Raw genomic sequence first — 18,091 nt, forward strand, 5'->3', positions numbered from 1 at the left:
GAACGCTCAGTGCGCGGCCTCGTGCCAGGAGTGCCCGGTGCCCACCGAGACATCCAGCGGCACGGTCAGCTCGACCGCGTGGCCCATCTTGTCGCGGACCAGCTGATCGACCCGGTCCCGCTCCCCCGGCGCGACCTCCAGCACCAGTTCGTCGTGCACCTGGAGCAGCATCCGCGAAGCCAGCTTCTCCTTGCGCAGTTGGGATTCCACATCGAGCATCGCGACCTTGATGATGTCGGCGGCCGAGCCCTGGATCGGCGCGTTCAGCGCCATCCGCTCGGCCATCTCGCGACGCTGCCGGTTCGAACTCATCAGGTCCGGCAGGTATCGCCGGCGCCCCAGGATGGTCTCGGTGTATTCGGTGCGGCGAGCTTCCTTGACCAGCCCCTGCAGGTAGTCGCGGACCCCGCCGAACTCCTCGAAGTATTCCTCCATCAGCGCCTTCGCATCGGACACCTCGATGCCGAGCTGCTGACTCAGCCCGTAGGCGCTCAGCCCGTAGGCCAGGCCGTAGTTCATCGCCTTGATCTTCGCGCGCTGCTCACCGGTGACCTGATCGGCCGGGGTGTCGAAGACCTTCGACGCGGTGACGGTGTGGAAGTCCTTGCCGGAGCGGAACGCCTCGATCAGCGACTCATCGGCCGAGGCGTGCGCCATGATCCGCATCTCGATCTGCGAGTAGTCGGCGGTGAGCAGGGTCTCGAATCCCTTGCCGACAACGAAAGCCTCCCGGATCCGGCGGCCCTGCTCGGTGCGGATCGGGATGTTCTGCAGGTTCGGCTCGGTGCTGGACAACCGCCCGGTCGCGGCGATCGTCTGCAGATAGGTGGTGTGGATCCGGCCGTCGTCGGCCACCGACTTCAACAGCCCGTCGACGGTCTGCCGCAACCGGATCGCGTCCCGGTGCGCGAGCAGGTGTGCCAGGAACGGGTGCTCGGTCTTGGCGTACAGCCCCTGCAGGGCGTCGGCGTCGGTGGTCCAGCCCGATTTGGTACGCCGGGTCTTCGGCATCTCCAGCTCGTCGAAGAGCACCACCTGGAGCTGTTTCGGCGACCCCAGGTTGATCTGCTTGCCGAGCACCTCGTAGGCCTGGTCGGCGGCCTCGGTGACCTGCGTGTCGAAGTGTGACTCCAGCGCCTCGAGCTGGTCCACATCGACCGCGATGCCGAGCTTCTCCATCGTGGCCAGGGTTTCCTGCAGTGGCAGCTCCACCCCGGTGAGCAGATCGGACTGGTGCCGCTCGGCCAGCTCGTCGTCCAGCGATTCGGCCAGGTCGATCACCGCCCGGGCCCGCACCATCGCCGCCTGCTGTGCCTGATCGTCGGCACCCGGCTCGGCGAACAGTGCGTCCTGTGCGCCGTCATCGATGGCGCCGGTCTGCTCGACCCGCAGCTCCCGCTTGAGGTGCCGGATCGCCAGGTCGCCGAGGTCGAAGGTGCGCTGATCGGGCCGCAGGATGTAGGCGGCCAGCTGGGTGTCACAGTCCAGACCGTTGAACTCCCAGCCCCGCGCCCAGAGCGCCAGCCGCGGGCCCTTGGCGTCGTGCATCGCCTTCAACCGCTGCGGGTCGGCGAGCCACTCGGCCAGCACCCGCTCGTCGTCGGGACCCAGGTCGGCCGCCTCGACCCAGGCCGCGGCCCCGTCGATGGAGGCCAGCGCGATGCCGGCGACATCCCCGGTGCCCGCGGCCCAGTGGCCGACCACGTCGACCCCGGTGCGCTTGCCACCACTCGCGTGCTCGGCCAGCCAGTCGGCCAGCTCACCGGGTCCCAGCGCGACCCCGGTGACCTCGAAGCCACCCTCGGGTTCGGTCTCCTCCGGTGGCAGGGTCTCCAGCAGCCGGTCCCGCAGCACCCGGAACTCCAGCGCATCGAACAGCTCGTGGGTCGCCTCCCGGTTCCAGTCCCGGCGGACCAGGTCGGTGATCGTGACCGGCAGCGGCAGATCGCGGATCAGCGCATTGACCCGACGGTTCATCCGCACCTGCTCCAGATTCTCCCGCAGGTTGTTGCCGGCCACCCCCTTGATCTGCTCGGCGTGCTCCAGCAGGTTGTCCAGCCCCTCCCACTCGCCGAGCCACTTGGCGGCGGTCTTCGGGCCGACCTTGGGCACCCCGGGCAGGTTGTCGGAGGTCTCCCCGACCAGCGCGGCGAGCTCCGGATATCGGGAGGGGGCGACCAGATATTTCTCCAGCACCGCGTCGGGGGTCATCCGGGCCAGATCGGAGACCCCCTTGCGCGGATAGAGCACCGTGACCCGCTCGGTGACCAGCTGCATCGCATCCCGGTCACCGGTGCAGATCAGCACCTCCAACCCCTCCTCGGGGGCGGTGGTGGCCAGGGTGGCGATGATGTCGTCGGCCTCATAACCCTCGACCTGGACGTGCACGATGTTGAGCGCGTCGAGCACCTGCTTGACCAGCTCGACCTGGCCCTTGAACTCGTCGGGCGAGGCCGACCGGTTGGCCTTGTAGTCGGTGAACATCTCGGAGCGGAAGGTCTGCCGGGACACGTCGAAGGCGACCGCGATGTGGGTCGGCTGCTCATCGCGCAGCACATTGATCAGCATCGAGGTGAAACCGAAGACGCCATTGGTGTGCTGGCCGGTCCGGGTGGCGAAGTTCTCCACCGGGAGCGCGAAGAACGCGCGATAGGCCACCGAGTGACCATCGATCAGCAGCAACCGCTGGGGGCGCTCCTCAGCGGTCTGCGGGGCGTCGGCGGCGGTCGCCGCGGGGTCGGTCGTCTTCTTGGTCGGCACGAGGCCGAGCCTACTGGGATCGGCCGACAGTCCGTCAGCCGCGCATCTCCAGGGGCGCCGCGAGGTGGTCCCGCAGTTCGGCGAGCCCCTCCCGGGCGCTGATCAGCTGCTCCTCGGTGAGGGTCGGCAGCATCAGCGAGCAGCCCACCGAGAACGGTTCGTCACCGGCCCGCCGGGCCGGCACCACCATCGCCACCCCGTAGACCTGCGGATGGGTCTCCCGGTCGTCGACGGCGTACCCCCGCTCCCGGGTCGCGTGCAGCTTCTCCAGCAACGCCTCGACACTGGTCGGTGAGCGCTCGGTCCAGATCGCCAGACTGTGCGGTTCGGCGTACAACCGCCGGATCTCGGTGTCGTCGAGCCGGGCCAGCAGCGCGGTCCCGACGGCGGTCACCGAGGCCGGGAAGCGGTCCCCGATGCTCGCCGACAGCGGCAGCGGCGCCCGGCCCTCGTGCCGGGCCAGATAGACGACATCGCGCTGGTGCCGCAGCACCAGCTGCAGCAGCTCGTGGCTCAGCACCGGGTGGCTGGCGGTGAAGTCGTAGAACTCGCGTACCACGTCGAACCCGCGTACGTATGCCCCGCCGAGCTCCACGGTGCGCCGACCGAGCGTCCAGGCACCCTCGGGGGTACGCCGGACCAGCCCGGCCTCCTCGAGGGCGACGCACAGATTGAGCGTGGAGGACTTGGCCAGGCCGTGGACGCGCGCGATCTCGGTGAGCGTCAGCGGACCCTCGTCCGCCAGCGAGCCGAGGATGGCCGCGGCCCGGGTGACCGCCGGCGCACTCATCAGACGAAGGTCTTCGTGTCGATGCGGTTCAACAGCTCCTCGCCGTCCAGCAGGCGGCGCGCGTTCTCGGCGAAGAGTTCGGCGATCAGCCGGTCCTCGTTGCCGTGCAGGGCGGCGGTGTGCGGGGCGATCAGCACGTTTGCCATCCCCCACAGCGGCGAGTCCGCCGGCAGCGGTTCGACCGCGAACACGTCCAGGGCGGCGAACCCGACCCGGCCGTCGGCGAGCGCCGCGACCAGGGCGGGTTCGTCGATCGCGGTGCCGCGGCCGGTGGAGGCCAGCAGCGCGTCCGGACCGAGTGCGTCGAGCACCTCGGCGGAGACGATGCCGGTGGTGCCGTCGGACTGCGGCAGGGTGTTGACCAGCGCATCGGCCTGCGCCGCAGCCTCGGCGATCCGATCGGTCGGGACGACCGCATCGAACCCGTCGACCGGGTGGCCACTGCGGTTCACCCCGATCACCCGGGCGCCCAGGGCGGAGAACAACCGGGCGGTCTCGGCGCCGATGGCGCCGGTGCCGAGCACCAGCACGGTCAGGTCGAACACCGCGCGCATCACCCAGCGGCCCGTCCACTGCCGGGCGTCCTGCTGGGCCCGCAACCGGGGCAGGTCCTTGGCACCGGCCAGGATGCCGAAGAGCGCGAACTCGGCCAGGGTCCGGGCGTGCGGCCCGCTGGAGCGGGTGAACGCGATCCGCTGCAGGTCCTCCTCGGCCAGCCCGGCGGCACGCAGCTGGGCGCCGCCACCGGCGGCCATCGTGTGCACCCAGCGCAGCCCGGGGTTCGCGGCCACGGTCCGGGCCAGCGCGGCCGGGTCGGTGTCCGGGATGCCATAGAGCGCCTCGGCCTGATCGCAGAGCCGGTCGAAGCGGGCCTGCTGTTCGGGGGTGCGGGTGTGGGCCGGGTCGCCGTCGTGGTCACCGACCCAGCGCATCGGTGGCAGCAGCTCCTGCTCTACCACCAGGTCGATCCGCGGCTCCAGCTCGACCAGCAGCTCGCAGTTCTCCGGGGTCAGCGGGGTGGCGATGAACACCCGCAGCCGGTCGCTGGCGCTCACCGCTGCTCACCTCCGCCCAGGCGGACGAGCACCTTGCCGGAGCTGTCGGAGTCCTTGGCGGTGCCGAACCCGGCCAGCGAATCGGCGAGCTCGACCTCGTGGGTGATCACCTGCTCGATCGACGGGTTCGCCGCCAGCATCTCGATCGCGGCGTCGATCTCGTCGGCGAACCGGAAGCAGCCGCGCAGCTGCAACTCCCGGGAGACCACGGTGGCCATCTCTATGGGTACGCCACCGGCGGGCAGCATTCCGATCTGGGCAAGGATTCCACGGCGTTTCAGCGATCCGATCGCGGCGTTCACGGCGGCGGGTACGCCGGCGCATTCGAGCACCACGTCGAAGTGTTCACCGGGCAGTTCGTCCATGCCGGCACGCAGCACACCGTGCACACCGAGCGCGCGGGCCCGCTCCAGCGGTCCGGGCAGCACATCGGAGCAGATCACCTCGGCGGCCCCCTCGGCGAGCGCGGCCGCGGCGGCGAGCAGGCCGATCGGGCCGGCCCCGGAGACCAGCACCGACTTCCCGGCGACGCCACCGGCGACGCGGATCCCGTGCAGCGCGACCCCGAGCGGTTCGGCGAGCGCGGCCCGGCGCAGCGGCAACCCCTCGGGCAGCACCCGGATCATCGAGGCGTCGACCAGCTTCAACTCGCTCATCCCGCCCTGGGTGTGCGGGTTGGTGGAGGCGCTGCCCAGGTAGGCACCGTTCGGCCACAGCTGCGGTTCGTCGTCCAGCCCGGGCACGGGGTCGCCGAAGGTGGCCGGATGGACGGTCACCGGTGTCCCCGGGGCGAGCTTCCCGGACGGGTCGAGGTCGACCACACCGGCGACCTCGTGGCCGGGTACCAGCGGTTCGACCACGGTGAAGGCACCGACCGCACCGTCATAGAAGTAGTGCAGGTCCGAGCCGCAGATGCCCGCGTACGCCATCTTCAGCCGCACCTGACCGGGGCCGGGTTCGGGGTCCGGCAGCTCCTCGATGCGAGCGTCCTGCTTGCCGTGGATGACCAGGGCCTTCACGCGATTCTCCTGTCCTGCTTGGTTTTTCGGCGGTGGTTCACACGACCGAGGTCATGCCACCATCGACGAAGATGTTCTGGCCGGACACGAATGCCGAGGCATCGGAGGCCAGATAGAGCAGCGTACCGATCAGCTCCTCCACCTTGCCCCAGCGCTGGGCGGGGGTGCGTTGCCGCACCCAGGCGTCGAACTCCGGATCCTGCCAGAGTGCGGTGTTCATCTCGGTGGCGAAGTAGCCTGGGGAGATCGCGTTGACCTGGATGTTGGAGCGGGCCAGGTCGGCGGCCAGCCCCTTGGTCAGCATCACCAGCCCGCCCTTGGACGCCGAATAGGGGGCGATCGTCTGGCGGGCCAGCATCGATTGCACCGAGCCGATGTTGATGATCTTGCCCGACCCGCGCTCGGCCATCGCGCGGGCGATCGGTTGGCTGACGTAGAAGGCGCTGTTCAGGTTGGTCGCGATCACCTCGTCCCAGTCGTCGGTGGCGAACTCGGTGATCGGTGCGCGGCGCTGGACGCCGGCATTGTTGACCAGGATGTCCGGTACGCCGTGTTCGGCGATCAGCGATTCGATCCCGGCGCGGACGGCGGTGGCGTCGGTGACGTCGAACTCCACCACCGGCACCGGGGTGCCGGCACGCTCGGCCACCGCGTCCCGGGCCCGGGCCAGTGCCGGCCCGCCACGGCCGTGCAGCACCACCCGGGCACCGGCGTCGGCGAGCCCGGTGGCGAGCGCCAGCCCGAGTCCGCGGGAGGAGCCGGTGACCAGGGCCAGCCGGCCGGTGACGTCGAACAGATTCATCGCAGGCACTCCTGAAGTTTTTCTTGTCAGCGTTGGGTTTCCAGGCCGGCGAAGCGATCCTCACCAGGAAAGGCGTCCTCGTTCCTGGTGACATCGCGGTGCACGGTCTCGGGGGTGATGAAGGTCGAGATCAGGGTGATCACGCAGAGTGCCGCGACATAGGTCGCCACCGGCCACCAGGCGTTGTTGGTGGTGGCGAGCAGCCAGGCGCCGATGAACGGGCCGAGGCCGCCGGCCAGGATCGCGGAGAACTCGCGGGAGACGGCGACGCCGATGTAGCGGTGCCGGGCGCCGAAGAGTTCGGGCAGGTGGGCGCACTGCGGGACGAGCATGCTGTTCACGCCGAAGCCGATCGAGAGCGCGATGATCAGCACCGCCAGGCCGGCATTGCCCTTGCTCAGCAGGTACCAGCCGGGGAAGGCGAGCAGCAGCAGGATGATCGCACCGGCCCGGTAGACGGGTTTGCGGCCGACCCGGTCGGAGATCCAGCCGGTGAGCGGGACGGTGAAGATGCCGATCGCCGAGGCGCAGGCGACCGCCACCGGGCCCCAGGACTTGTTGACCCCCATCAGCACCATGAAGGAGACGGCCAGGTTGGAGTAGATGTAGGAGCCGCCGTTCTCGGCCATCCGCAGACCGATGCCGATCAGCACGTTGCGCTTGGAGGTCTGCAGCAGTTCGCGGATCGGGTGGTCGGCGACCTGTTCGTGCTTCTCCAGCTCGATGTAGGTCGGGGTCTCCTTGAGCCGCGCCCGGATCCAGACGGCGACGGCGATCAGCACGATGGAGATCAGGAACGGCACCCGCCACAGCCAACCCTCGATGACGTCGTTGGGGGCCTGGGTGACCAGCCAGAACACACCGGCGGCCAGCAGCGTACCCGCCTGGATGCCGATGAACGGCAGGGCGGCGAAGAAGCCGCGCTGCTTGCGCGGGGCGTACTCGGACATCAGCACCGTGGAACCGGCCTGCTCCGCGCCGGCGCCGAGGCCCTGGGCGAGCCGCAGGATGACCAGCAGCACCGGGGCGATCCAGCCGGCGCTGCCGAGCTGGTCCGCGGTGGGCAGCAGGCCGATCAGGGTGGAGGCACCACCCATCAGCGCGATGGTGACCATCAGCACCCACTTGCGGCCGATCTTGTCGCCCAGGGAGCCGAAGATCAGGCCACCGATCGGGCGGGCCACGAAGCCGACGCCCAGGGTGGCGAAGGAGGCGATCAGTGCGGCATTGGTGCCGAGCGCGGGGAAGAACAGCTTGCCGAAGATCAGGGCGGCGGCCAGGCCGTAGAGGGCGAAGTCGTAGTACTCCAGCGCGCTGCCGATCGAGCTGGCCAGCGTGGCGCGGCGCAGGTTGTGGGCGTACTCCTCGTCGGTCATCGACCGACCCGCCGCGGTGGAAGCGTCGTTGCTCATGGGTTGTCTCCGAAAGGGTCTGTTCGCGCCCCGGTGCGCGATACGCTGACCGTAACACTATGCTGAACCCAGTTCAACATATCGAACTGCGATTCTTGGACCATCCCACCGTGAGGAGCAACGATGCCCACCACCACTCTCCCCCGGGTCGGCTTCATCGGACTCGGCGTGATGGGTCGGCCGATGGCAGGCCACATCCTGACCGGGCTGGCGGGCCGGGCCCCGCTGACGATCAGCAACCGCAGCCGGGACGGCGCGGACGAACTGATCGACGGCGGCGCGGTCTGGGTGGACACCCCACGGGAAGTGGCAGCCGCCAGCGACGTGGTGCTGGTGATGGTGCCCGACCTGCCGCAGATCGCCGAGCTGGCCGAGGGCCCCGACGGCCTGCTCGCCGGGGTCGACCATCCGATGGTGCTGGTGGTCTGCTCGACCGTGGCCCCGGACGGGGTACGCCGGCTGGACCAGCAGTTCCGGATCGCCACCGACGGGCAGCTCCGGGTGATCGACGCACCGGTCTCCGGCGGCGAGCGCGGCGCGGTGGCCGGCACCCTGTCGATCATGGTCGGCGGGGACGACGAGCCGGTGGCGCGGGCGCTGCCGGTGCTGGAACTGACCGGCCGGCCGGTGCACCTCGGCGGGCTCGGCGCCGGCCAGGTGGCCAAGGCCTGCAACCAGTTGATCTGCGCGGCCAACATCGCCGCGATCGCGGAGGCGTCGGTGGTCGCCGAGCGCGCCGGCCTGGATGTCGGGATGCTGTTCGACCTGCTGCAGGGCGGGTACGCCGGATCGACGATCCTGGCGGACAAGGGACCCCGGTACGCGGCCAAGGACTACTCGGTCTCCGGGGCGGCGTACCTGTGGATCAAGGACCTGAAGGCCTACCTGGACGAGGCCCGGCGGACCGGCACCGCGACCCTGCAGGGCGACCGGTTGCTGGATGCCTTCGACGACCTCACCGAACAGGGTCTCGGCGGTGAGGACACCGCGGTGATCCAGAAGTGGTTGGCGGAGCGGCCCACCACATAGGCTGCCCCGGTGAACACCCTTCCTGACTGGTACCTGCAGCTGCGCAACGCGATGGACGAGCGCGTCGGCCTGGAGGTGCTCGAGATCTCCCCCGACCGCACCGTGGGCCGGATGCCGGTCGAGGGGAACACCCAGCCGATGGGGTTCTGGCACGGCGGCGCCACCTGCGTGCTGGCGGAGTCGCTGGGGTCGCTCGCGGCCACCGCGCACGGCGTCGAGCTGGGCAAGGTCGCCCTGGGGGTCGACATCAGCGCCACCCACCACCGCTCCGCGCGCGAGGGCTGGGTGACCGGGGTGGCGACGCCGCTGTCGCTGGGCCGCCGGGTCACCTCGCACGAGATCGTGCTCACCGACGACGGGGGCCGGCGGATCGCCACCGCGCGCCTGACCTGCCAGCTCGTCGACCCGCCCACCGGCAAGTGACCGGATGAGCCGCCCCTTCCTGTTCCTCGGCACCCGTGCCGAGGACGACATCGCGACCGAGGAATTCGAAGCAGTACGGCGTTTCTGCCAATTGCCGGAGTCCCGGTTGGACTGGCTGCGGGTGGAGCAGGCACCGCTGCCGGCGATCGACCTGGATCGGTATGCCGGCATCATCACCGGTGGCAGCCCGTTCAACTCCTCCGACCCGATCGAGATCAAGTCGGCGGTGCAGCGCCGGGTGGAGGCCGACCTCGGCCGGTTGCTCGATGAGATCGTGGCGCGCGATCTTCCCTTCTTCGGCGCCTGTTACGGCATCGGTACGCTCGGCGCGCACCAGGGTGCGACCATCGATCGCACCTTTGGCGAGCCGCCGGGCGCGAGCCACATCACCCTCACCGAGGAGGGCGCGGCCGACCCGATCTGTGCCGGACTGCCCTTGGAGTTCGACGCCTTCGTCGGGCACAAGGAGGCGGTCCGCACGCTGCCGCCGAACGGCGTGCTGCTGGCGACCTCAGGACCCTGCCCGGTGCAGATGTTCCGGATCCGCACGAACCTCTACGCGACCCAGTTCCACCCCGAGCTGGACGCGGCCGGACTGATCTCCCGGCTGGCGGCGTACCGGAACCACGGCTATTTCGAACCCAACGAGCTGGACAGGTTGGTGAACGAGGCGCAGGCGGCCAACGTCGAGCACGCCCCCACCGTGCTGCGGAACTTCGCGGAGCGGTACGGCTGAGGGTCGGTCCTTCCCCGACGTCGCGATCCATCGAATCCTGTAGGTATTCATCGCGTGCTGGAGGCAGCGACGGGTGCACTCAAGGTTCGATGGATCGCAGCGAGGAGCCAGGCCGGATCACTGCCCTGCGGCCAGGGTGACCGGGACCTCGACGGTGGAGGTGCCGCGGGCGACCTTGAGGGTCACCCGGTCGCCGACGTTGCGCTCCCGGACCTGGGCGATCAGCGCCTCGGAGTTGGGCACGGTGTCCTCATCGATGCCGAGGATCACATCACCGACACGGATTCCGGCCTGGTCGGCCGGCGACCCGGAGACGACCTGGCGTACGCCCGCCCCGGAGAACGAGCTCGCATCGACCTTGGCCGTGGCATCGGTCGAGGAGACCCCGAGATAGGCCTGCTGGACGGTGCCGCCGCTGATCAGCTGGTCGGCGACCGAACGGACCTGGTTGACCGGGATCGCGAACCCGATGCCGATGTTGCCGGAGGTCCCCTGACTGGAACCCAGGCTGGCGATCGACGAGGTGATCCCGATCAGCTTGCCGGAGACATCGACCAGCGCGCCGCCGGAGTTGCCCGGGTTGATCGCGGCATTGGTCTGGATGGCATTGGTCACCGCCTGCTGCGGCGTACCGCCGCTCAGCGGGCTGTTGCCACCGGACTGCTGCTGGGTGATCACCGGACGATCCAGGGCCGACACGATGCCGGTGGTCACGGTCTCGGACAGCCCGAGCGGGTTGCCGAGCGCCATCACCGGTTGACCCACCGTCAGGTTGTTGGCATCCCCGAGCGCGATCGGCTGCAGGTCACCCGGTGGGTTCTGCAGCCTGATCACCGCCAGGTCGGTGGAGGGATCGCTGCCGACCAGGGTGGCCGCATAGACCTGATAGTTGGAGAGCGTGACCTGCAGCTGGGCACCGGCGCCGACCCCGTTCACCACATGGTTGTTGGTGACGATGTTGCCGGAGCGGTCGTAGATCACCCCGGAGCCCTCGGCGCTGCCGGTGCGGCCCTGGACCGCGATCGAGACCACCGACGGAGCGGCGACCTTGGCGGTCTGGGTCCAGTCCGGATTGGCCGGGCTGCCCTGCACCACCGTGTTCACCTGGGTGGTGCCGCCCGCGGCCGGTGAGGAGGTGGCCTGCAGGGCCGCGACGGTGATCCCCGAGGATGCGAGCGCGGCGATCAGCGCCGTCGGCACGATCATCCGCAGCGGGCCACGCTGCCGCTTCTTCTTCGTCGGCACCGGTGCGCTCGCGTACGCGGTGGTGGCACCCGGCCCGGTGGGTCCGGTCGGTCCGGCGGGTCCGGTGCCGGGGTAGGCGTTGGTCGACGGCCCCGGGTCGGGCGCGGTGGCCTGCGGCTGCGGCCAGCCGTACTGCTCCTGCGCCGGTTGCGGCGGGACCGGCATCGACGGCGGGGTGTAATCAGGCCCGTTCCAGTAGCCGTTGTTCTGGGGGTTCTGCTCCGGATGGCTCGTCATGTCATCCAGTTGACCGCCCGTTTCTGTGCGCCCGCTGTGCGACCCACAGGACCGCGCTGAGAAGTTGCCAGCGGCATCGTCACGCTCATCGACTAGCAGGCCCGGCGCCGCGGAGCGGAACCGGGCCAGCGTGCCGAGATGGACCTCCGGGCACCCAATGGTGCGACCGGGCACCCGATTCAGCGTGACTGGATCGGGTGTCCGGTGGCATGGTCGGGTGCCCGGACGGTACCCGCGGATGGGTTGCCGCTCGAACGTCTGCCGCTCGTCCCTGTCAGATCCACCACTGTCCGCGTCCACTGTCCGCAGCCAGCCCTAGCAACCCTCGGACGCCGCGGAGGCCAGCGCGCCGCCGAACGATGGAAAGACCCGGAGAGCGAGTACGCACAGCAACAGCGAGCCAACCTCTCGTCAGCCAACGCCCTTCGCTCCTACAGCACCGACGAGCACAAGGGGCAGCTGCTCGCACTCATCTCCAACTATCGGCGACAAGGCCTGGAAGTCCCGACGACACGAGAGCTCGCTCGAGAGTTGGGCCTCAGCCTTCGCCGCACGCAGGAGCTCCGCAAAGCACTTGGACTCCCCGGTAGACGCGGTCGCCCGCCCCTCTCCACTAAAAGCGCGAAGCCGTAAGCGGTATACGGTTCCCCCGCGCCCTCTCGGGTGCGAACTCCATCTTTGTGACTCCTACACGGGCCCGCAGACTGGACCTTCCTCCTGCTCTGAGCATGTCAGTACCACCCGTAGATGAGTTGCTGGATCAGGCACTCTCGCCGGAAGCAGCCGGCTACGCGGTGACCCCACTCGGACGGAGCCACTTCCTTCGAGCGCGTCAGCGCTCTTCCTGCGTCGGATCATGCAACTGATCCATGAAGCGGCTGTACTTGTCGAGCTCCTGGCTGCGCGATTCGGTGTCGTGGTGCCAGTACCGCTCCTTGAGGACCGGAAGCATCTCCTGCACGGCAGCACGTAGGTAGAACCCACGGGAGCGCCCGGTGTGCTGCGCGAGCCGGTCGAGCTCGGCCACAAGCTCGGAGTCCATACGGACGGAGACGACCTTGTCCCCCAGCCGCTCCAGACCGCGCTTTTCATTGGCAGGCTCGTAGATCTGGCTCATGGTAAACAATGTTTACACATGGCGCTCCAGCTGTCATGCTGGAACCAACATCGAGGACTGGTGGTGATCGCTGTGTTGGGTTGGTCGGGATACCTCAAGGACGCGAGCACGGGGGAGCGCCTGGGCTACCTGGGGGATCTACACGACTACGGCGACCTCGATGCCCGCGCTCTGGCGGGGGAGGTCGAGCAGGAGACCTGGGGTGGGTATCCGACGACGTTCACTGGCCCGGCCGCTGCGTTCGCCAGTTGGATCGAAGCTCTCGAGGAGAGCAATTTCCGCCAACGACTCGTCCGTACCGAGCAGTCCAGCGAACACCCCGGGGGAGTGCGAACCGCGACCGCGCGCGAGGCGAAGAAGATAGCGATGGACATGCTGCGATCTGTCGATCCTGAGCGCCGTATCCGAGTAGATCTGTGGGACCAAAGCTGACCACTCCAAGCCTCGCGCCTCGCCACGACCCTCGAGGCGCAGCAACGGCTAGCAACGCTATGCATGGTCGCAAAGAGAGGGAAGCGCAATGACGCATGAACCGACGAGTGTGCGAGTAGAGGTGCATCGATGGTCCAGTGGATGGGAGCTGCACATCCTCGGCAGCGCGGACTTGATTACGCAGACCGAGTCCGGCTGGGACTCGTTCGACGACGCTGAGCGGCAAACGCGGGACTACCTCGAGACCGTCTTCGACGGCGCCGACTTCTCCCGAGTCCCCTTCGAGTTCGTCGAGAAAAGCGACGCACGCTGATCCGCTCGAGCTACGTCGCGGCAGCGTGGCACGTCGGAAGATCCGGCGCCGGCTGGCCCCACGACCCCTCGTCGGGGTCGTACATCGACGCTGCGCGTCGATAGCCGGGGACCGACCCGGCCGCGCGTCGTCCCTCCTTTGCGGCCGCGACCGGCCCGGTCCCCGGCCCCCTGGACGCCGGGGAGTGGGTGGTGGATCTGCGTCATCGGGTCGCCTACGCCGCTGATCACCTGCATGGCACGGTCAGCTTCGAGTACGGGGACGGCGGGAGCTTCACCACCTTCCTGGGCTGGGTCTTCCCCTACGGCAGCCAGTTGACCCTCGTGGGCAGCCGTGACGGCGTCGAGAAGGCGATCCGGGACCTCTCCCGGATCGGTATCGACTCCCCCGACGCCGCCCTCGGCGAGGATCCCCGAGGCCTGGCACCGTCCGCGCAGATCTCGTCCTATCCGCGGGTCGACTGGCCCTCGCTCCTCGCCGACCGCCCGGAGGGCGAAGCGATCCTGGACGTGCGTCGGATCGAGGAGTTCCAGACATCGCACATCGATGGCGCGGTCAACATCCCGTTGCACGAGCTTCTGGTTCGGCTGGACGAGGTGCCGCCTGGCCGATTGTGGGTCCACTGCGGATCGGGCTATCGTGCCGGCGTGGGCGCGAGCCTCCTCGAGCGCGAAGGTCGCGACGTGGTGCACATCGACGGCAACTTCGACGACGCCGCCGGCGCCGGCCTGCCCATGGTCGGCTGACCACGGGCCGCCGGCATGAATGGCGCTGTGCATGATCGATGCCCGCACGGTCGGACCACCGGAGGAGACCTTCCCCTTCCGGCAGAGGCCAAGGGGGCGTGGTGCAGGCCCTCCAGATTCTCGGCGGGTGAGCTTTGTCCGCGACTGATCCGGTGCTCAGCACGGCTGGCCGGGGAGGGGTCGGGACGTCAGGCGGAGCGGCTCAACGTCGCCAGCGCTGCGCCCAGACGCGTGTCCGCGTCCTCAGCGACAACCCGGACCTGGTCGCTGTCGCTGAGCTGGACCATGACCCTCGGATCCATCGCCTCGACGAGGCTGCCGTCGCCACCGGCCCGGACGATCACATTGCAGGGCAGCAGTGCGCCCAGCTGCGGCTCTGCGGCGAGGGCTTGGCGAGCAAGGCTGGGGTTGCAAGCGCCGAGGATGATGTAGTCGCCGATCTCCTCGGCCGCATCTGCGTCGAGTTTCTTGGCGAACGTGGCGCGCATGTCGATCTCGGTGATGATCCCGAATCCCTGCTCGGACAGCGCTGCGCGCACGCTCTCGACGGCCTGCGCGTACGGCTGGTCGAGGGTGAGGTGATGCGTGTAGGTCATCGTCTTCTCCTTCGGGTCGTCGTGCCGGACCCCGATCATCTCGGGATTCGGGGTCTCAGGCCAGGGTCAAAAACAGCTTCTCGAGCTCCTTGCGGTCCAGATCCTTGTCCGGGCTGGTCATGCACTGCTCCATACCGCTGGCGATGATTGCGAATCCGGCGCGGTCCAGCGCCTTGGAGACGGCCGAGAGCTGGGTGACGACGTCCTTGCAGTCACTCCCCTCCTCGATCATCCGGGTGACAGCGGCGAGCTGTCCCTGAGCCCGCTTGAGGCGATGGATGACGGGAGTCATGTCCGAAGGGTCGAGTTCCATGGCGTTCTCCTGATTGAGGGGCGATGACTCGAGCATATACCCCCAGGGGTGTCTTGCATACCCCCTGGGGTATATGTCATTCTCTGTGGCGCGGGTGCAGCGCACCCGACGGTCGCCAGCCCGGCCACGGGGGCGACCGACTACGTGGAGAGGAAGCAGTCATGCCTGAGATCACCGTTGCCGAGACCGATGTCCGTCGCGTGCGGGACCAGATCGTCGATGTCCGCGAGGACGAGGAGGTCGCCGAGGGGACGATCCCCGGCGCGATCCACATCCCGCTCGGACAGCTCTCCGCGCGAGCGGGAGAGCTGGACCGGGAGCGGCCGGTGATCACGGTGTGCCGCAGCGGGCGGCGCAGCGCCCACGCGGCGGAGCAGCTCGAGGCCGCTGGATTCGATGCCACCACGATGGGTGGCGGGATGCTCGCGTGGCACGCCGCCGGCCTGCCGACCTCCTGATTCCGCAGCCCAGAAGGAGGCCTTCATGACGTTCACCCTCGTCCTCACCCTGTTGCTGGCGGTCCTGATCGGCGTCTCGCTCGGACTGCTCGGCGGCGGCGGCTCCATCCTGACCGTGCCGATCCTGACCTATGTGGCGGGACTCCCGCCCAAAGAGGCGATCGCCGCCTCGCTGTTCGTCGTCGGGACCACCTCGGCAGTCAGCGCCATCAGCCACGCCCGCGCTGGCCGGGTGCGGTGGCGCACCGGGCTGATCTTCGGTGCGGCCGGGATGGTCGGCGCCTTCGGCGGCGGGATCCTCGGCGGCTACATCCCCGGCACCGTGCTGATGATCGCGTTCGCGCTGATGATGGTCGCGACGTCGATCGCGATGATCCGCGGCCGCAAAGGCGCCCGCGCAAAGGATGCCTCCCCGCGCGAGCTGCCCACGGCGAAGATCGTGATCGAAGGGCTCGCGGTCGGACTCGCCACCGGCCTGGTCGGCGCGGGCGGAGGGTTCCTGGTGGTGCCCGCCCTTGCCCTGCTGGGAGGGCTGCCGATGCCTGTGGCCGTGGGCACCTCGCTGGTGGTGATCGCGATGAAGTCCTTCGCGGGACTCGCCGGCTACCTCACCTCCGTCTCACTGGACTGGGCCCTGGTGGGCGCGGTGACCCTCGCCGCGATCCTCGGCTCACTGCTCGGATCCCGCCTGGCCGGGCGGATCCCCGAAAACGTCCTGCGCAAGGGCTTCGGAGTGTTCGTCCTGGTCATGGGAGCCTTCGTCCTGGTCCAGGAGCTGCCAGGGATCGCCGGCACCATCGCCGGCGCGGTAGCGGTCCTGCTCGCCCTCGCCGCCGCCGGATGCTGGTTCCTCCTGCCGAGCTGCCCCCTGCGCGCGACGCGGCGGACCGCATGAGCGCCTCCGCTCCCCACGCACCCGGGCGCGTCCTCGCTCTGACGGAGACCACCTTCGGCTCCGCGATCCGTTCCCATGAGCTGGTCGTGGTGGACTTCTGGGCCTCCTGGTGCGCCCCGTGCCGGCGCTTCTTCCCCATCTTCGCTGCCGTCGCCGCTGAGCACCCGGAGGTGCTGTTCGCCTCCGTCGACACTGAATCGGAGCCCGGACTGGCGGCTGCCGCGAACATCCGGGCCCTGCCCACGCTGATGCTCTTCCGTGACGGGCTGCTGGTGCAGACCCATCAGGGCGGGCTCCGCGCCTCCCGCCTCACCAGGATGCTCGAGGCAGTGCGCGCCCAGGACATGGGTTCCGCGGGCGCGCCGGGCCCGGAGGCTGGTCAAGGGTGACCCATCGCGCCATCACTGCTCCGCTCCGATGGGGGCTGCGTGAGAACCTTCCCCAGTTCCTGCTGCTCGTGGCAGTCAACGCCCTGGTCGGGGCGACCCTCGGGCAGGAGCGGACCGTGCTGCCGCTGCTGGCCACTGAGGAGTTCGGGCTGGACCACTACTCCGGGGCGCTGACGTACATCCTCGCCTTCGGCCTGGCCAAAGCCGGCGCGAACTACCTCGCCGGCACCCTCAGCGACCGCCACGGGCGCAAGCCCGTACTGGTCGCAGGATGGGTGCTCGCCCTGCCGGTCCCGGTTCTGCTGATCCTGGCCCCGACCTGGGGGTGGGTCGTGGCCGCGAACGTCCTGCTGGGTATCAGCCAGGGCCTGACCTGGTCCACCACCGTGGTGATGAAGATGGACCTGGTCGGCCCCCATCGTCGCGGCACCGCCATGGGCTTGAACGAGGCCGCCGGCTACCTGGGGGTCGCCGGGACCGCTATGGCCACCGGATACCTCGCCGAGGTCTATGGATTGCGGCCTGCACCGTTCCTGCTGGGCGCCGCCTTCATCGCCCTGGGCCTGGGACTGTCGGTTCTCCTGGTGCGCGAGACCCGCGATCACGCGCGCCACGAGCCTGGCGGCGCTGAGGCGCCCGATAGGAAGGGCCGCAGCGACCGGGAGGTCTTCGTGCTGACCAGCTTCCGAGATCGGTCACTGTCCTCGATCAGCCAGGCCGGCTTGGTCAACAATCTCAACGACGGCCTGGCCTGGGGGCTCTTCCCCGTCCTATTCGCGACCGCGGGGCTGCCACTGGGGCAGGTCGGCGTGCTCGCGGCGGTCTATCCGGCCGTATGGGGCGCTGCGCAGCTGGTGACCGGGGCGCTGTCTGACCGGTGGGGCCGTAAAGGCCTCATCGTCGCCGGCATGCTCACCCAGGCGCTGGCCCTTGCCCTGATCGCTGCCGGTTCGAGCTTCCCGTCATGGCTCGGGGCGATGGCGCTGCTGGGCCTGGGCACCGCGATGGTCTACCCGACCCTGCTCGCCGGCATCGGCGATGTCGCCCATCCGTTGTGGCGGGCACGCGCGGTGGGCGTCTACCGGTTGTGGCGTGACGGTGGCTTCGCCGTCGGCGCCTTGGTCGCCGGCATCACGGCCGATGCCCTCGGGCTCGAGGTCGCGGTCATCATCGTGGCCGCTCTGACTGCTGCATCCGGAGTTCTCGTCGCGCTGCGCATGCGCCGCAACGACCACCTGCCAACCCCCGCATTGCATACCCCCAGGGGTACCTGATACCCTCGGGGGTATAGCTCGATTGTTATCGCCCACACCGCACAGGAGGA

Annotated in this window: 20 protein-coding genes; 10 read left to right on the forward strand and 10 right to left on the reverse strand. The window is 69.2% G+C overall.

Going from position 1 to position 18,091, the window contains the following annotated elements; all coding sequences use genetic code 11:
- Positions 1 to 6: 6 nt before the first annotated feature.
- The 6 genes from polA to BI335_RS19755 are packed head-to-tail and all read right to left on the reverse strand — an operon-like array spanning position 7 to position 7,838.
- A complete protein-coding gene (gene polA / locus BI335_RS19730) occupies positions 7 to 2,760 on the reverse strand; it encodes a DNA polymerase I (protein ID WP_094433055.1) in 2,754 nt (917 codons plus the stop codon).
- A 34-nt stretch (positions 2,761 to 2,794) separates the two neighbouring features.
- Entirely contained in the window at positions 2,795 to 3,550 is a 756-nt protein-coding gene (locus tag BI335_RS19735) for an IclR family transcriptional regulator (protein WP_094360999.1), read from the reverse strand.
- Positions 3,550 to 4,605 (reverse strand): D-2-hydroxyacid dehydrogenase, encoded by a 1,056-nt coding sequence (locus BI335_RS19740; protein ID WP_229119703.1) that lies wholly within the window; start codon positions 4,603 to 4,605, stop codon positions 3,550 to 3,552. Before BI335_RS19740 ends, BI335_RS19735 begins: the two co-directional genes overlap by 1 nt.
- Positions 4,602 to 5,624 carry a zinc-binding dehydrogenase gene (locus tag BI335_RS19745; protein WP_094433057.1) on the reverse strand — a complete coding sequence of 341 codons (1,023 nt, stop codon included), beginning with the start codon at positions 5,622 to 5,624 and terminating at the stop codon, positions 4,602 to 4,604. The genes BI335_RS19740 and BI335_RS19745 overlap by 4 nt, the downstream gene beginning before the upstream one ends.
- 37 nt (positions 5,625 to 5,661) lie before the next feature.
- Positions 5,662 to 6,426 (reverse strand): glucose 1-dehydrogenase, encoded by a 765-nt coding sequence (locus tag BI335_RS19750; RefSeq protein WP_094433059.1) that lies wholly within the window; start codon positions 6,424 to 6,426, stop codon positions 5,662 to 5,664.
- 26 nt (positions 6,427 to 6,452) lie between these two features.
- Positions 6,453 to 7,838, reverse strand: coding sequence for an MFS transporter (locus tag BI335_RS19755; protein WP_094433061.1), 1,386 nt, complete (start codon positions 7,836 to 7,838; stop codon positions 6,453 to 6,455).
- A 123-nt stretch (positions 7,839 to 7,961) separates the two neighbouring features.
- Here BI335_RS19755 and BI335_RS19760 point away from each other — a divergent pair, with 123 nt between their 5' ends.
- The 3 genes from BI335_RS19760 to BI335_RS19770 are packed head-to-tail and all read left to right on the forward strand — an operon-like array spanning position 7,962 to position 10,026.
- Positions 7,962 to 8,867: an NAD(P)-dependent oxidoreductase gene (locus tag BI335_RS19760; protein WP_094433064.1), complete on the forward strand. Its 906-nt coding sequence runs from the start codon at positions 7,962 to 7,964 to the stop codon at positions 8,865 to 8,867.
- 9 nt (positions 8,868 to 8,876) lie between these two features.
- Complete coding sequence (locus BI335_RS19765; RefSeq protein ID WP_229119704.1) at positions 8,877 to 9,290, forward strand: PaaI family thioesterase; 414 nt, start codon at positions 8,877 to 8,879, stop codon at positions 9,288 to 9,290.
- 4 nt (positions 9,291 to 9,294) lie between these two features.
- The gene (locus BI335_RS19770) at positions 9,295 to 10,026 is read left to right on the forward strand and encodes a glutamine amidotransferase (RefSeq protein WP_094433067.1); all 732 of its coding nucleotides are present in this window, start codon (positions 9,295 to 9,297) and stop codon (positions 10,024 to 10,026) included.
- Between the two features lie 117 nt (positions 10,027 to 10,143).
- Here BI335_RS19770 and BI335_RS19775 read toward each other — a convergent pair whose 3' ends face one another.
- Entirely contained in the window at positions 10,144 to 11,508 is a 1,365-nt protein-coding gene (locus tag BI335_RS19775) for a trypsin-like peptidase domain-containing protein (RefSeq protein ID WP_094433070.1), read from the reverse strand.
- 832 nt (positions 11,509 to 12,340) lie between these two features.
- The gene (locus tag BI335_RS19785; RefSeq protein ID WP_094433074.1) at positions 12,341 to 12,625 is read right to left on the reverse strand and encodes a ribbon-helix-helix domain-containing protein; all 285 of its coding nucleotides are present in this window, start codon (positions 12,623 to 12,625) and stop codon (positions 12,341 to 12,343) included.
- Positions 12,626 to 12,643: 18 nt separating this feature from the next.
- Here BI335_RS19785 and BI335_RS19790 point away from each other — a divergent pair, with 18 nt between their 5' ends.
- From BI335_RS19790 to BI335_RS19800, 3 genes are all read left to right on the forward strand, one after another.
- Positions 12,644 to 13,057 (forward strand): hypothetical protein, encoded by a 414-nt coding sequence (locus tag BI335_RS19790; protein ID WP_126988901.1) that lies wholly within the window; start codon positions 12,644 to 12,646, stop codon positions 13,055 to 13,057.
- 88 nt (positions 13,058 to 13,145) lie between these two features.
- On the forward strand, positions 13,146 to 13,370 hold the full coding sequence (locus BI335_RS19795) for a hypothetical protein (RefSeq protein ID WP_144009152.1): 225 nt from the start codon (positions 13,146 to 13,148) through the stop codon (positions 13,368 to 13,370).
- Positions 13,371 to 13,561: 191 nt separating this feature from the next.
- Entirely contained in the window at positions 13,562 to 14,116 is a 555-nt protein-coding gene (locus BI335_RS19800) for a rhodanese-like domain-containing protein (protein WP_229119705.1), read from the forward strand.
- A 188-nt stretch (positions 14,117 to 14,304) separates the two neighbouring features.
- Here the strand turns inward: BI335_RS19800 and BI335_RS19805 are convergent, their stop codons facing one another.
- Together BI335_RS19805 and BI335_RS19810 are read right to left on the reverse strand one after the other, a co-directional pair.
- The gene (locus BI335_RS19805) at positions 14,305 to 14,712 is read right to left on the reverse strand and encodes a DUF302 domain-containing protein (protein WP_094433168.1); all 408 of its coding nucleotides are present in this window, start codon (positions 14,710 to 14,712) and stop codon (positions 14,305 to 14,307) included.
- A 55-nt stretch (positions 14,713 to 14,767) separates the two neighbouring features.
- Entirely contained in the window at positions 14,768 to 15,025 is a 258-nt protein-coding gene (locus BI335_RS19810; RefSeq protein WP_094433082.1) for a metal-sensitive transcriptional regulator, read from the reverse strand.
- Positions 15,026 to 15,186: 161 nt separating this feature from the next.
- Between BI335_RS19810 and BI335_RS19815 the strand changes: the two genes are divergently transcribed.
- Genes BI335_RS19815 through BI335_RS19830 form a run of 4 tightly spaced genes read left to right on the forward strand, consistent with a single transcriptional unit; the run spans position 15,187 to position 18,041 of the window.
- Positions 15,187 to 15,483 (forward strand): rhodanese-like domain-containing protein, encoded by a 297-nt coding sequence (locus BI335_RS19815; protein WP_094433084.1) that lies wholly within the window; start codon positions 15,187 to 15,189, stop codon positions 15,481 to 15,483.
- Positions 15,484 to 15,508: 25 nt separating this feature from the next.
- Positions 15,509 to 16,378: a sulfite exporter TauE/SafE family protein gene (locus tag BI335_RS19820; RefSeq protein ID WP_094433087.1), complete on the forward strand. Its 870-nt coding sequence runs from the start codon at positions 15,509 to 15,511 to the stop codon at positions 16,376 to 16,378.
- Positions 16,375 to 16,767 (forward strand): thioredoxin family protein, encoded by a 393-nt coding sequence (locus BI335_RS19825; protein WP_094433089.1) that lies wholly within the window; start codon positions 16,375 to 16,377, stop codon positions 16,765 to 16,767. The genes BI335_RS19820 and BI335_RS19825 overlap by 4 nt, the downstream gene beginning before the upstream one ends.
- The gene (locus BI335_RS19830; protein ID WP_229119706.1) at positions 16,764 to 18,041 is read left to right on the forward strand and encodes an MFS transporter; all 1,278 of its coding nucleotides are present in this window, start codon (positions 16,764 to 16,766) and stop codon (positions 18,039 to 18,041) included. The genes BI335_RS19825 and BI335_RS19830 overlap by 4 nt, the downstream gene beginning before the upstream one ends.
- Positions 18,042 to 18,091 lie beyond the last annotated feature (50 nt).

The sequence above is a fragment of the Enemella evansiae genome (assembly GCF_002250705.1).
Taxonomy (GTDB): Bacteria; Actinomycetota; Actinomycetes; order Propionibacteriales; family Propionibacteriaceae; genus Enemella; species Enemella evansiae.

Excerpts from the sequence above, each read along its gene's own strand:
- BI335_RS19735 (WP_094360999.1), bottom strand. The coding sequence starts at position 3,550 with ATGAGTGCGCCGGCGGTCACCCGGGCCGCGGCCATCCTCGGCTCGCTG.
- BI335_RS19750 (WP_094433059.1), bottom strand. The coding sequence starts at position 6,426 with ATGAATCTGTTCGACGTCACCGGCCGGCTGGCCCTGGTCACCGGCTCC.
- BI335_RS19755 (WP_094433061.1), bottom strand. The coding sequence starts at position 7,838 with ATGAGCAACGACGCTTCCACCGCGGCGGGTCGGTCGATGACCGACGAG.
- BI335_RS19760 (WP_094433064.1), top strand. The coding sequence starts at position 7,962 with ATGCCCACCACCACTCTCCCCCGGGTCGGCTTCATCGGACTCGGCGTG.
- BI335_RS19770 (WP_094433067.1), top strand. The coding sequence starts at position 9,295 with ATGAGCCGCCCCTTCCTGTTCCTCGGCACCCGTGCCGAGGACGACATC.
- BI335_RS19775 (WP_094433070.1), bottom strand. The coding sequence starts at position 11,508 with ATGACGAGCCATCCGGAGCAGAACCCCCAGAACAACGGCTACTGGAAC.
- BI335_RS19785 (WP_094433074.1), bottom strand. The coding sequence starts at position 12,625 with ATGAGCCAGATCTACGAGCCTGCCAATGAAAAGCGCGGTCTGGAGCGG.
- BI335_RS19790 (WP_126988901.1), top strand. The coding sequence starts at position 12,644 with ATGGCGCTCCAGCTGTCATGCTGGAACCAACATCGAGGACTGGTGGTG.
- BI335_RS19795 (WP_144009152.1), top strand. The coding sequence starts at position 13,146 with ATGACGCATGAACCGACGAGTGTGCGAGTAGAGGTGCATCGATGGTCC.
- BI335_RS19805 (WP_094433168.1), bottom strand. The coding sequence starts at position 14,712 with ATGACCTACACGCATCACCTCACCCTCGACCAGCCGTACGCGCAGGCC.
- BI335_RS19810 (WP_094433082.1), bottom strand. The coding sequence starts at position 15,025 with ATGGAACTCGACCCTTCGGACATGACTCCCGTCATCCATCGCCTCAAG.
- BI335_RS19815 (WP_094433084.1), top strand. The coding sequence starts at position 15,187 with ATGCCTGAGATCACCGTTGCCGAGACCGATGTCCGTCGCGTGCGGGAC.
- BI335_RS19820 (WP_094433087.1), top strand. The coding sequence starts at position 15,509 with ATGACGTTCACCCTCGTCCTCACCCTGTTGCTGGCGGTCCTGATCGGC.
- BI335_RS19825 (WP_094433089.1), top strand. The coding sequence starts at position 16,375 with ATGAGCGCCTCCGCTCCCCACGCACCCGGGCGCGTCCTCGCTCTGACG.